This window comes from Antarctobacter sp. (assembly GCF_034670325.1).
Classification (GTDB): domain Bacteria; phylum Pseudomonadota; class Alphaproteobacteria; order Rhodobacterales; family Rhodobacteraceae; genus Antarctobacter.
Map to the genome: position 1 here is coordinate 59,118 of NZ_JAXMNR010000009.1, position 12,865 is coordinate 71,982.

The 12,865-nt window shown below is 61.4% G+C and carries 10 protein-coding genes; 6 read left to right on the forward strand and 4 right to left on the reverse strand.

Features of this window, described 5'->3' with window-relative positions:
* Positions 1–13: 13 nt before the first annotated feature.
* The 4 genes from VOI21_RS20230 to VOI21_RS20245 all read right to left on the reverse strand — a co-directional run bounded on the left by VOI21_RS20230 (position 14) and on the right by VOI21_RS20245 (position 5,670).
* On the reverse strand, positions 14–1,108 hold the full coding sequence (locus VOI21_RS20230; RefSeq protein ID WP_323771770.1) for a 4-oxalomesaconate tautomerase: 1,095 nt from the start codon (positions 1,106–1,108) through the stop codon (positions 14–16).
* Between the two features lie 10 nt (positions 1,109–1,118).
* Entirely contained in the window at positions 1,119–3,119 is a 2,001-nt protein-coding gene (locus VOI21_RS20235; protein ID WP_323771771.1) for a tripartite tricarboxylate transporter permease, read from the reverse strand.
* Between the two features lie 92 nt (positions 3,120–3,211).
* Positions 3,212–4,294: a tricarboxylate transporter gene (locus VOI21_RS20240; RefSeq protein ID WP_323771772.1), complete on the reverse strand. Its 1,083-nt coding sequence runs from the start codon at positions 4,292–4,294 to the stop codon at positions 3,212–3,214.
* Between the two features lie 722 nt (positions 4,295–5,016).
* On the reverse strand, positions 5,017–5,670 hold the full coding sequence (locus VOI21_RS20245; protein WP_323771773.1) for a GntR family transcriptional regulator: 654 nt from the start codon (positions 5,668–5,670) through the stop codon (positions 5,017–5,019).
* Positions 5,671–5,824: 154 nt separating this feature from the next.
* Between VOI21_RS20245 and VOI21_RS20250 the strand changes: the two genes are divergently transcribed.
* From VOI21_RS20250 to VOI21_RS20275, 6 genes are all read left to right on the forward strand, one after another.
* Complete coding sequence (locus VOI21_RS20250) at positions 5,825–6,808, forward strand: TRAP transporter substrate-binding protein (protein ID WP_323771774.1); 984 nt, start codon at positions 5,825–5,827, stop codon at positions 6,806–6,808.
* A 57-nt stretch (positions 6,809–6,865) separates the two neighbouring features.
* On the forward strand, positions 6,866–7,429 hold the full coding sequence (locus VOI21_RS20255) for a TRAP transporter small permease (protein WP_323771775.1): 564 nt from the start codon (positions 6,866–6,868) through the stop codon (positions 7,427–7,429).
* Positions 7,426–8,706 carry a TRAP transporter large permease gene (locus tag VOI21_RS20260; RefSeq protein ID WP_323771776.1) on the forward strand — a complete coding sequence of 427 codons (1,281 nt, stop codon included), beginning with the start codon at positions 7,426–7,428 and terminating at the stop codon, positions 8,704–8,706. Before VOI21_RS20255 ends, VOI21_RS20260 begins: the two co-directional genes overlap by 4 nt.
* Complete coding sequence (locus VOI21_RS20265; RefSeq protein ID WP_323771777.1) at positions 8,703–9,710, forward strand: 4-hydroxythreonine-4-phosphate dehydrogenase PdxA; 1,008 nt, start codon at positions 8,703–8,705, stop codon at positions 9,708–9,710. Before VOI21_RS20260 ends, VOI21_RS20265 begins: the two co-directional genes overlap by 4 nt.
* 14 nt (positions 9,711–9,724) lie before the next feature.
* Positions 9,725–10,900 carry an L-rhamnonate dehydratase gene (locus VOI21_RS20270; protein WP_323771778.1) on the forward strand — a complete coding sequence of 392 codons (1,176 nt, stop codon included), beginning with the start codon at positions 9,725–9,727 and terminating at the stop codon, positions 10,898–10,900.
* A 678-nt stretch (positions 10,901–11,578) separates the two neighbouring features.
* A complete protein-coding gene (locus tag VOI21_RS20275) occupies positions 11,579–12,853 on the forward strand; it encodes a CynX/NimT family MFS transporter (protein ID WP_323771779.1) in 1,275 nt (424 codons plus the stop codon).
* Positions 12,854–12,865: the final 12 nt, after the last annotated feature.

Sequence of the window (12,865 nt, forward strand, 5' to 3'; positions counted from 1 at the left end):
GCGTGGATCCTGTTCAGCGAGTCCAGACGCGGGCGGGTACAAGCACCTCACCTCGCGCCAGCAGCCGTGCGGTGCGCACCACGCCCGCCGAACGGATCGCGATGCCCGCGCCGGCAGGTTCGTGGTCGACGACAACCTCGAAGGTGCCAGAGGGATGTTCGATCCCGACGGTGACGGGTGTGGGCAGGGCACCCAGCCCTTCGGTCAAGCCGTCGGCCACCGTGCCGGGCAGGATGGCACAGGTGGCGATACATTGTGCGCCGGTGACAGCCATCGACGGATGCGCCGACCATGGCATGAAATAGCGCGCCGTCACCGTCCCGCCAAAACGCGGTTTGGCCAGCAGCGTGATCTTGGGTGTGACGGACTTTGTCACATCGCCAAGCCCCATCCGCTTGCCTGCCTCCAGCCGTATTGGCTCGACCCGCTCAAAAAAGGCCCGGTTCTCATCGAGTTCGGCCTGTGTTTCGTATCCCGTCAGGCCAAAGTCCGCCGCGCGCGCCATCATCACCGGCATGGCCACGTCCATGCAGGTCACCTCGACGCCGTCGATCACGTCGATCAGGTTGCCCGTGGGCAGTAGCGCGCCGGTCACCGACCCGACCGTCTCCATAAAGCCGAGACGGATCGGGGCGGCGGTGCCGGGGACACCCGCGATTTCGAAATCGCCCTCATAGGCCACCTTGCCGCCCGGTGTCTGGATCACCGCCTCGACCACGGCACCGGTGTTGACGGCGTGGATCTTGACGGTTGTTTCCCCGTCCAGCGCAGGCACCAGCCCCATTTCTATGGCGGCAGGACCCACACCCACAAGGATGTTGCCGCAGGTCGGGCGGTAATCTACTTCGCGCTTTTCCACCGCGACCTGAGCAAAGAAATAGTCGACGTCACAGTCGTCACGCTCGGACGGCGACAGCATGGCCACCTTGGTGGTCACGGCGTTGCCGCCGCCGATCCCGTCGATGTTGAGCGGATGGCCCGCGCCGCACACCGCCATGAGAACCTGAGACAAGGTTGCCTCATCCTGCGGCAAATCAGAGCGCTGGAAATAGGGCCCGCGAGACGTGCCGCCGCGCAGAAAATGGTAGCGAATTGCAGTTTGAGTCATGCTATGCGCCTTACGTCAGGGGCCAGGGAAGATCGATAAGCGTTTGCAAATAGCCCGGCGGCAGGTCGCGCCCAAGCACCCAGGCCAGGCCGCAGATAAAGGCCAGCCCGAGAGCCGAGGCAAATATTGTTCGTGGCCAGTCGAACCGCCCGCGGATGCGGAAAAACGCGATCAGGAACGCTGTCAGCGCCAGAAACAGACCCACCGCAAAGGTCATTGCGACAAGGGCGATGAACCAGGCAAGCGTTGACCACAACCCATGCGGGGCTTCGCCTTCGACACCCTGTTCGAGATCGATAAAGACATCGTCGCTGGCCGGAGTGCGAGACATCCGTAGCAACAGGAAGGCCCCGCCGATCAGCGTCACGATGCCGATGGTCAGAGGAAAGACCTTGTCCTGAAACCGCGAGACACCCCACGCATCAAGGGAAGAGATCGCGGCAAAAGCCACAAGCAGGCCAAGGAAGATGGCGGGCGCGGTCTTGGTTCCGGTGGGGGCATCGATGTTCTCGCGGATGTTCTTGGACGCCCGGATCCCGACGATGACGGAAACGATGGTCAAGAGCAACAGCCCGATGGTGATCGGCGACAGGATGTAATCCCACCCCAACTCGGCCGACCGGCGGAACCGCGCGGCGGCGATCTGATAGGCCTGATTGACGAAGATTTCCGTCTGGTTGGACAGCACAAAGCCGATCAGGAACGCGGGCCGGGAAAAGTCGAACCGGCGCAGCATGATGCCGATGATCCCGATGAACACCAACGCGGCAAGATCAAGCGCCGACTGACGCGACTGGAACGCGGCGAATGCGATGATCATGAACAGGTAGGGGGCGATGACGGTAAACCGGATCGTTGTCATCTTGGCGATGTACTTTGACAGCAGGATACACAGGCCCGCGCCGAACACATTGGCAAGCGCCAAGGACCACACGATCGTGTAGGTGATGTCGAGGTTGTTGCGCACCATTTGCGGTCCGGGCGTCATGTTCAACAGCGCCAGACCACCTAGGAAAATTGCCATCGAGCCAGAACCGGGAATGCCGAAGATCAGGGTGGGGACCAGACCGCCGCCCTCTTTGGCGTTGTTCGAGGATTCCGGCGCGATGACGCCGCGGATGTCGCCCTGTCCGAACTGGCTGCGGTCCTTGGCCGTCTGCACGGCAGAGCCATAGGCCAGCCAGTCCACCACCGACCCGCCAAGGCCGGGAATGACGCCGACAAGCACGCCGATCACCGCGCAGCGCAGGGACAGCCATTTGTTCTGCCACCAGTCGCGCACGCCCTGACCCCAGCCATCGCCCAGCTTACCGCCTTCGGCGATGGCTTTGTCTTGCCGCAGCAATGAGACGATTTCGGGGACGGCGTAGATGCCAAGACCGACGATCACCAACTGAAAACCATCGACGAGATAGGGCAGATCGTAGGTGGACAGGCGCAGGCTGCCGCCCGCAGGGGCTGCCCCGATGGTGCCGAACAGGATACCCGCCCCCGCAGCGACGACCCCCTTGAGCGGGACACGGCCAGCAAGGATCGCGACCATCGACAGCCCAAGGATCGTGATCATCAGCATTTCGGGCAGACCGAAAGCAAGGATCAGCGGGCGGGCAATGAGAATGAAGAACGACAGGATGAGTGCGCCAAACAAACCGCCGAACAGCGATGAGGTAAAGGCTGCGGACAAAGCGCGCGCCGCATGACCCTTTTTGGCCAACGGAAAGCCGTCAAGTACCGTGGCCTGACTGGCGGAAGACCCGGGAATGCCCAGCAGCACGGACGAAAACGTGTCCGACGTCGGGATCACGGCAATCAGTCCAATCATCAGCGCAAGGCCCGCGACCGGCTCCATACCGTACATGAACGGCAACAACAGGGCGAGACCTGCGATTCCGCCAAGGCCCGGCAGCACGCCGACCGAAAGGCCCAGCAACACGCCACAGACGAGGTAGAACAACTGCTCGGGTTGGAAGATTAGCGCAAAGGCCTGCCCCATGTATGGCAAGGCTTCCATGATTGTTTCCACGGCGGGCTCCGCAGGCTTGAATGAACATGGACCCGCCCGGAGGGGACTCCGGGCGGGCGATCAGATCAGGTCAGAACGGTTCAGTTCATGGAGATGCCGTAAGCGTCCACCAGCCAGTCGAGCACATATTTCTTGGCTTCTGGCGAAATGGAGGTCGCCTGCTCGGTTGCCTCGATGGCACCGCCTGCCACAAGCTGCGGGTAGACGCCAAGCACTTCGGCTGCGGCATCCTTGAACCCCTCTGCGGTCACGATCGAGCGCAGCGCCTCGGTGTAGGTGTCGACGACATCCTGCGACGCGGACGACGGCAAGAAGATGGTCTTTTGGTTGGCAAAACCCGCGATGATGAACGCCTTGATCGCGTCCCATGCAACGCCTTCGGTTTCGCATGCGGCGGTCGCTTCGCAAACCTCCTTGAACGACGGCATGTCGGGGAAGGTCGGATCGCGCACGATATTGCCCGCGTCGTCCAGCGCGCCCCAGCTAAAGATAGGCACGGCAAGCCCGTCGTCCACCAGCGGCTGCACGTTGGCAAGGTAGGCAGATGATGTCTGGTAGTCGATGTTGGCTTCGCCACGTTCGAACATCAGGCGACCGTCGCCGCGACCTTCGACGCCAAAGACCGGATCGACATCCAGACCAAGCATCCGGAACGCCAGCAACGGCACGAGGTCGAGCGTTGTGGCGCCCTGACTGCCGTACAGATAGACTTCGTCGCCGAGATCATCCATGTCGCCGTCGAACTTGGCGGCCAGATCGGGGGGCAGGTAAACAACGCCGCCGGTCGCGGAGGCCAGAACCGGTTGCCAGTCGTGATATTCGTAGCGCACGCGCGGATCACCCAGCAGGTAGGGGAATTTGGTCGAACCGGAGTCGCCGAAGATGGTCAGCCCGTCGCCCTCATCCTGCTGGCCCTGAAACCAGTTCGCGCCTTCGGTAGAGCCGGCGCCGGGGCGGTAGCGCACCACCACGGTCGGCTTGCCGGGCAGGGCATCGGACAAAAGCGGGGCAAAGAAGTTGGCCCATTTCGCGGAGCCGCCGGATTCCGAAAAGGGGATCGTGTATTCAATGGTCTTGCCTGAGAAATCAGCGGCAAATGCACCCTGAGCGGCAATGGCCACAATGACCGCGGCGGCGGTTGCGCCGAACGATGTTCGTTTCATGTAGTCCTCCCGATGGTATCTCTGCGCGTTTCCCGGCGCAGGTTTTTTGGCCTGCGCAGTGACTGGCCGGCCCGATCACGATGACAGCGCCTCCGTCATAAATCAAATCTATATAAGGAAAGGTCGGATGCAAAAAACTTATGCATTGCCAGCGGCTCATGGTTTGCATTTCCACGGCCCGACTGGGCAGTGGTTGATGAACGCGGAACATGGTGCTGCCGATCACTTTCAGGGCGTCGGAAAACACACCGCATTGGTTCGCGGCGTCCATAATGTCGTCCCACAACAACCAGCGTCCAGCGTCGGAACGACCGGTGGGAACTTGACCATTTTCCGAACCCATCGGATAGGTCACGCCTTGGAGCGACTGTCAGCGCACTTTAGAAAATCTCATCAAGAGCAAGGCGGAGGTTGGTCGGGGCGCACCCATGTGAGGCGCGGTCAGTCAGGATGAAACGTGCAAAGAGCGCCCGCGCCTCGTCCGACATAAGCCATCCCCACAGATCGTACAGTGACGCCAGCAACGGATTGAGGTCTTCTGGTTTCCAAGGACGATATGGCCAGAACATGCCAATACGCGGGCATCTTGGCATGTGGGCGTCATGGCTCGCGCGGCGCAGGGCGAGGCCAAGTTAGACTTGGCGCTTGCGCCTTAGGTTTGCCTGTCCGACCCTCCGGAGAGGCCAACATAACGGTTTTCGCGCGATAGTTACGAACGCCGCTCATATGCTATCCTTGACACGGTCCCATGTGTTTTTCAGGTGATGCGCCATGGCATTGCCAAGTCGGATCGCGTCCCGGTCTTTCAACGCCAGTACCATTTCCTCGTGGTCGGCTACCGCGCCCGCCCAGAATTCAGGCTTTTCATTGCCGATATAGCGGATGCGTTTGAGACGGGCCTGAATGTTCGCCTGCATCTCTTGTAGTGTCTCGTTCTTCGACAACTCGGCCAGACGGGAATGGAACTCCTGGTTCAGCTTGTAATACGGCATCCGGTCGCGCAGGCGGTAACAATCCATCATGCGGTTATGCAGGTCGACCAGTGCCGCGATCTCTTCATCACTGGCCCTTTCGCAGGAGAGTTCGCCAGCAAGGCGTTCGAGATTTCGCAGAACCTCAAGCATCGAGAACACGTCCTTGTGCGTCAGCTTGCGTACGATGCTGCCCTTGGAGGGGCGCACGATCACCAGCCCCTCGGCGGCAAGCGTGCGCAACGCCTCGCGGAACGGAGTGCGGGACACACCCAGCTCCTCGATCAGATGGGCCTCGTCGATTCGACTTCCTGGTTCTAGCCTGCCCTCGATTATGAGGTCGCGGATGCGGCTGGCAACCTGATCGTGCAGCGAGCGGTTCGTAATGGCGATGGACGATCCCATGTCCAACCCTTTGTCCTGATGTTATTTTATTGGGCCAAGCCGGCGTTGCCGCAAAATAGCGACAGACGCATTGCGTGTCCATACTTTCATCATGTATACAAAATACATGGAGCGGAAATGCAGATCGCATTCCGTGGAGAGAGGAGACCATCCCATGAAAACCCTTCGTACCGGACTTGCCGCCGGACTGACGATCTGCGCCTTGTCGCTGGGTGCCGTGCCGGCTCTGGCCGATAGCTACATCGTGGCCGTCGGTGCCGCGTCCAACAGCCTTCAGGGCCGCAGCGCCGCGCAGTTTGCAGAAAAGCTACAGGCACAGCTTGGCGACGCTCATGAGGTGGTGTTCTACGCCGACGCGCAGCTTGGCGACGAAAAGGAACTGATGCAGAAGCTGCGGTTGGGGACCGTCCAGTTCACACTGATTTCCTCTATCATGACCAACGTTTCGCCGGAATTCGCGCTCTTCGACATGCCGTTCCTTGTGCAGGACCGCGCGCATCTCAAGGCCATCGACGCTGAGATCGTTCAGGCAGAGCTCGCACCCAAGGCCGAAGCGCAGGGGCTGCATGTGATCTCGACATGGGAAAACGGTTTCCGCCAGATCACCAATAACGTCCGTCCGATCAATAAACCCGAGGATCTGGACGGCCTCAAGATCCGCACGCCGTCCTCTGAGTGGCGGCTGTCTATGTTCAAGCAGTGGGGCGCGAACCCGACGCCGATGGCGTTTTCCGAAGTCTTCGTCGCGCTGCAAACCGGCACGATGGACGGACAGGAAAATCCCCTGACCAACATCACCGGCGCCAATTTTCAGGAAGTTCAAAAGTACCTCAGCCTGTCGGGCCACGTTTATTCGCCGACCTACCTGACCACGGGCGCGGGAACCTGGGCTGATCTGCCCGATGAGGTCAAATCCGCCGTCGTGATGGTTGCCGCCGAGGTGCAGGACTGGTCGCTGGCCGAAGGCGAAAAGGCCGACAGCGAACTGGTCGACAAGGTCAAGGCCGCAGGTGTCGAGGTCAACACCGCCGACAAGGCTGCCTTTGTGGCGGCCTCCGCGCCGATCTATGCCGCCTTTGCCGATCAGGTGCCGGGTGGTGCCGATCTGGTCGCAAAAGCCCAGTCTCTGGCCAAGTAAAACCACGCCAAACGTCCGGCCGGGGGACCCGGCTGGACGCCATTGGAAGGACATTCCATGATTGCCTTGACCGAGAAGCTACTGCTGCGCCTGATCGAGACGATCTGTCTTGCCCTGCTCGTGGTGCTGGCCGTGTCCGTGGTCTATTCTACCACAATGCGCTATCTCGGCGCGTCGCCCTCTTGGTACGACGAAATTGCCAGCGTGCTGCTTGCCTGGCTCACCTACTTTGGCGCCAGCTACGCGGTTTTCACGCGGTCGCACATGGGCTTTGCCGGACTGGTGTCTGCGCTTCCCCGGCGTTTCGCGGTTGCGCTCTCTGTGTTCACCGAATTGCTTGTCATCGGCTACTTTGTGTTGGTCGCCTGGTACGGCAACGCCGTGCTGAGGGTTGCCGCCTACGACTCGCTGCTCAGCTTGCGCTGGATGACGCTGGATATCGTGCAATCGATAATCCCGATCTCCGCCGTTCTGATGACCCTGGGCACGCTATTGACCATGCCCCGCGCCATCCGCGATGCCGCCGACGGCGTCGATCGCGAACATGCCGAAATCGAACATGCCATCGCCGAAGCCGAAAAAGAGGCCGAGGCGTTTGACCGCAAAGGGACCCGCCCGTGATCCTGCTTTTCACCACTGTCGCGCTGATCCTGCTGATCATGATCAACGTGCCCATCGCGATTGCCATCGGCATCGTCTCGGTCGGGGGCTTTTACCTGACCTCTGGAAGCGACCGTTTCTATGACATGGTCATCGCGCTTTATTCCGGCGCGACCTCATTTCCGCTGATTGCGATCCCGCTGTTCATCCTTGCCGGGAATCTGATGAACACCTCCGGCATATCTGTGCGGTTGATCAACTTCGTGACCGCCCTGATCGGCTTTGTGCGCGGCGGTCTGGGGATGGTCAATATCGGCGTCTCGATGGTCTTTGCCGAGATTTCTGGCTCTGCGGTGGCTGATGTCGCCGCCACCGGGACGGTGCTTATCCCGGAAATGAAGAAACGCGGCTACTCGCGGACGCTGGCGGCGGCGATCACTTCTTCCTCAGCCTCGCTGGCCATCATCATTCCGCCCTCGATCCCGATGATCCTGTACGGGGCCATTGCCGAAACTTCGGTGCTGAAGCTGTTTGTCGCCGGTGTGGTTCCGGGGGTTCTGGGCGGTGGGTTGTTGATGCTGGTGACCTACCTGCTGGCGATCCGCTATGACCTGCCCCGCGCCGAGGGGTTTGACCTCTGCCACGTCTGGAAAAGCTTCAAAGAGGCGTTCTGGGCGCTGACGATGCCGGTCATCATCCTTGGCGGCATCTTTTCAGGCATCGTCACCGCGACCGAAGGCGCGGGCCTCGCGGTGCTGGCGGCGCTGGTGATCGGGCTGGTCATCTACCGCGACCTTGACCTGCGCCGCCTGCGCCAGACCATGTTGGACGGCGTCAACCAGACCGGCGTCGTCATGTTGCTGGTCGCGACCTCGGCATCGCTGGGGCTTTTCCTGACGCAGGCCCAGGTGCCGCAACAGTTGGCCGCGCAAATCACCCAGATCACGACCAATCCGCTGATCGTTCTGGCCCTCCTGAACCTGCTGCTGTTGGTGCTGGGCATGTTCCTGCATGGTGCTGCGGCGATCATTCTGGTGGTGCCGGTGGTGATGCCGCTGGTGAACGCGGTCGGGATCGATCCGATTCACTTTGGCATCATGGTCACGCTCAACCTTGCCATCGGCCAGCAGACGCCGCCCGTGGCCTCGGTGCTGATCACCTCCTGCTCGATTGCCAAGTCCGGCATCTGGGAGACATCGCGCGCCAACCTGCCGTTTATCGGCGTCCTCGCCTTTATCCTCTTGCTGGTGACCTATGTGCCTCAGGTCTCGCTGGCCCTGACGGAGATCATCCAATGACACCTGACAAGCCCCGCATCGCCGTCATTCCGGGCGACCCTTCGGGGATCGGACCCGAACTGATCGCCAAGCTGCTGAACGAGGACGGCGTGCACGACGCTGCGGACATCCTGCTGATTGGCGACGAACACATCTGGCAGCAAGGCGCCGAACAGGCCGGTCTGCCGGTCGACCTGACCCCCATCGCCGAGAGCGACGTCGGAGGGCAAGCGGGTCTGTCGTGGTTGCCGATGCAAACCATTGCCCCCAAAGATGTCCGGGTTGCCGAGGTCACCGTGGCGGGCGGCACCAGCAGCTTGCGTTGCCTCGACAAGGCGCTGGATCTGGCAATGGCCGGGATGGTCGATGGCGTGCTTTTCGGTCCGTTCAACAAGGCCGCGTTGACCAGCGCAGGGCTGAACGCCGAGGACGAGCACCGCTATATCGCGCGCTACATCGGCTTCACCGGTTATCACAGCGAAATCAACGTTCTGGATGATCTGATGACGACGCGGGTCACCAGCCATATCGGGTTGAAAGATGTCGCGGCGCGGATCACCCGCGAGGCCGTCGAAAAGGCCATCGGCCTTGCCGAAGCGGCCCTGACCAGCGCGGGCAACGCGCGCCCCCACATTGCCGTTGCCGCGCTGAATCCACACGCGGGCGACAACGGCAAATACGGTCGGGAAGAGATCGACATTCTCCAGCCGGTGATCGCGGCGGCACAGGCCAGGCAAAAGCACGTCACCGGCCCCTGGCCCTCGGACACCGTGTTCCTGAAGGCCAAACGCGGCGAGGTCGACGCGGTTGTCACGATGTACCATGACCAAGGGCAAATCGCGGTCAAGCTTCTGGGCTTTGAACGCGGCGTGACCATTGCCGGCGGCCTGCCGATCCCGGTGGCGACACCGGCGCATGGCACCGCCTTTGACATCGCCGGACAGAACAGCGCCAACGTCGGCGCAACGCTGCAAGCCTTCAACCTGCTCGTCCGCATGGCCCGCACACACCGCGCGGCCGCCTGAAAGGGATCAACGTCATGACCAAGATCAAATCCGTTCGCACCCGCGTGTGGAACTGGACCGGACCCACCGTTCCGCCCACCGGCAACTTTTGCACCAACGCGTCAGACGCGCTTTGGATGCGGGGCGACGCCATGGCGTCGTTCCGGTTTCACCAATGGCTGACCTGCGAGATCGAGACCGAGGACGGCACGGTGGGGATCGGCAATGCCGCGCTGGCCCCGAGCGTCGTCAAGAAAGCCATCGACGATTGGTACGCGCCGCTGGTGGTGGGCGAAGACCCCTTCGACTATGCGTATATCTGGGAAAAGATGTACCGCCGCACCCATGCATGGGGCCGCAAGGGCATTGGCATGACGGCGATTTCCGCCATCGACATCGCCATCTGGGACCTGATGGGCAAGCTGGTCGGAAAACCTGTGTTCAAGCTGCTGGGCGGGCGCACCAAGGAAAAGATCCCGGTTTATTACTCCAAGCTTTACGCGGGACCTGTCGAGCAGATGCAGGCCGAGGCGGAAGAGGCGATGAAGCACGGTTACACGGCCTACAAGTCCCGCTTTGGCTATGGTCCAAAGGACGGCATGGCGGGCATGCGCGAAAACCTCAAACGGGTCGAGGCCCTGCGCGAGGTGATTGGCTATGACCGCGACCTGATGCTGGAATGTTACATGGGCTGGAACCACGATTATGCCAAGCGAATGCTGCCCAAACTGGCGAAATACGAGCCTCGCTGGCTCGAAGAGCCGGTGATCGCTGACGATGTGGCGGGCTATGCCGAACTGAACGCCATGGGCATCGTTCCGATCTCTGGCGGCGAGCATGAGTTCTCTGTCATCGGGTGTAAGGACCTGATCGAGAAGAAGGCGGTGAGCGTCCTGCAATACGACACCAACCGGGTGGGTGGCATCACTGCCGCGCAAAAGATCAACGCGATTGCCGAGGCCGCCCAGATCCCGGTGATCCCGCACGCTGGTCAGGTTCACAACTATCACTTGACCATGGCCAACACCAACTGCCCGATTTCCGAATACTTTCCGGTCTTCGACGTCGAGGTGGGCAACGAGTTGTTCTACTACATCTTCGACGGTGACCCGGAAGCGCGCGACGGGTATCTGCAACTGGATGACGATAAGCCGGGGCTGGGAATCTCCATCTCGGAAAGGCACCTGCACAATTTCGAGATCGTCGAATGAGGTAACCTCCACGTCAGCTCTTTTGGCGCGGGCCCGGTCACCACGGACCTGCGCCAGAGGCATGAAAACCCATACGGTGCGCTACCAAAATCCACAGTGGGGCAGGGGGCAGCACCTGTCCCCGATCCGCATCGCAAATATTCAACACGACGCGGCCGGTCCTCATCGTCGACCACGACAAGCGAACACAAATCGCCTGTCCAGCGCCGGAGCACCAGATTGAGGTCGGCTTTCAAAGCCCCTTTGGCAAAGCTAGGCGTGAGTAGCCCGAAAAAATCCGCCTGCGACACGCGCGCAAAGTTTCGTGACGGGACTGCATGCCCATTTAGCATGGCCAAAATGTCTGATTGCGCTGGCCACAGGGAAAAGCTTGGCTCCTGGCGGTGAAGAGGCAGGCCATGCCACGATTGGCGCTCTTGAGGGCCTTGTGGCGCGCATATTCAAACAAATGCGCCCCGGACGATCTCGAAACCTGCCCGGTTCAAGGGTATGAAGTGCCTCACCAAAAACAAATCCCTCCGTCCAAGAAGCACGCAATCGCCGAGTTTGCCCCCTTCCTTGACCCAGACATCTGTGCGACCTGTTTCGCGCGAACATTCAGAGAGTCCGCGCTCTGTCCGGGGCGCGGTCTGGTCGGACACTCTCCGGCGGTCGTCAGCCAGAGCGAGGGCGCATAATTTGACCTCCCCGAACAAGACAAACTGGCCAGCAGTGGCCCTGATGCTGTTGGCGGGAATATTCGGAGCGCTGCATATCGGCAAGCTGCCACCGGCGCTTGTGCCTATCCGCGAGGAGCTTGGGTTCAGCCTGATCGAGGCAGGCTATGTGCTGTCGATGTTCAGCCTGCTGGGGATGACCCTGTCGGTGTTCCTGGGCGGCATGGCCGATCGGTTGGGGCGCAAGCGGTTGGTGATTTGCGGGTTCGCGTCATTGGCGCTTGGAGGCGCGATTGCGGCCCTGTCTGACGGGCTTGGGCTGATGCTTGTCAGTCGCGCCTTTGAGGGGCTCGGCTTTATTTCCGTCTGCGTGGCCTTGCCCTCTGCGATCTCTGCGGCGGCCAGCGAGCGTGACAAGTCACTCGTGCTTGGGCTCTGGAGCGTCTACACGCCGCTTGGCATGTCGATTGCCATGTTCGCAGCGCCGGTCATGCTTGGATCGCTGGGATGGCGTGGCACATGGTGGATCATTGTCGCCGCCTGCCCGGTGGTCGCATTGGGCGTGCTCTGGGCATTGGCGCAGGTAGAGTTGCCCCGCGTCGTGCGGATCAACCCGGTCAAACTCGCCCTCGCGGGGTTGTCGACAACGGGCTTTCTGGTGATCGCGCTGACCTTTCTGGCCTACGTCTTTCAGTGGATGACGCTGATGGTCTGGCTGCCGACATTTCTGACAGAGAGCCTTGGTCTTGGACTGGCCCAAGCCTCGTTTGCAACCGCTTCGGTGGTGTTCCTGAATGCGGCAGGATGCCTGATTGGCGGCTGGTGCTTGCGGCGCGGTGCCTCGGCCCGGTCTCAGATTTATCTCGGCACGGCGGTCATGGGGCTTTGTTCGGTGGGGATCTTGCTGTCCGTGCTGCCGGACGGTGCGCGCATTGGTTTGGCCTGCCTGTTTTCGCTGGCCGGTGGCCTGATCCCTCCGGCCCTGTTCAATATGGTGCCTAGGGTCGCGCCGCGGGTGGCGCTGGTCGGCGCGGGCAATGGCATGCTGCTGCAGGGATCGGCCATCGCGCAATTCATTGGAGCGCCGCTTGTCGCCTTTGCCGTGTCCCATGCCGGAGGGGCATGGAGCGCGGCGCTGGCTCCGATGCTTGCGGCCTGCGTGCTGACGCTGTTTGCCGGTTGGCTGCTTGGCCACGTCTCCAACGTGCGCCCGCGCAGCGGATCAGAGCCAGTCGCCGCACATGTTGACGGAGTGCCGCCCGAGGCGCGGGATCGCTGCCCCCCGAACTGGCCGTAGGTCAGAGTTGCG

Coding starts and splice junctions, on each gene's coding strand:
- VOI21_RS20230 (WP_323771770.1), bottom strand. CDS start 1,108: ATGACTCAAACTGCAATTCGCTACCATTTTCTGCGCGGCGGCACGTCT.
- VOI21_RS20235 (WP_323771771.1), bottom strand. CDS start 3,119: ATGGAAGCCTTGCCATACATGGGGCAGGCCTTTGCGCTAATCTTCCAA.
- VOI21_RS20240 (WP_323771772.1), bottom strand. CDS start 4,294: ATGAAACGAACATCGTTCGGCGCAACCGCCGCCGCGGTCATTGTGGCC.
- VOI21_RS20255 (WP_323771775.1), top strand. CDS start 6,866: ATGATTGCCTTGACCGAGAAGCTACTGCTGCGCCTGATCGAGACGATC.
- VOI21_RS20250 (WP_323771774.1), top strand. CDS start 5,825: ATGAAAACCCTTCGTACCGGACTTGCCGCCGGACTGACGATCTGCGCC.
- VOI21_RS20265 (WP_323771777.1), top strand. CDS start 8,703: ATGACACCTGACAAGCCCCGCATCGCCGTCATTCCGGGCGACCCTTCG.
- VOI21_RS20245 (WP_323771773.1), bottom strand. CDS start 5,670: ATGGGATCGTCCATCGCCATTACGAACCGCTCGCTGCACGATCAGGTT.
- VOI21_RS20270 (WP_323771778.1), top strand. CDS start 9,725: ATGACCAAGATCAAATCCGTTCGCACCCGCGTGTGGAACTGGACCGGA.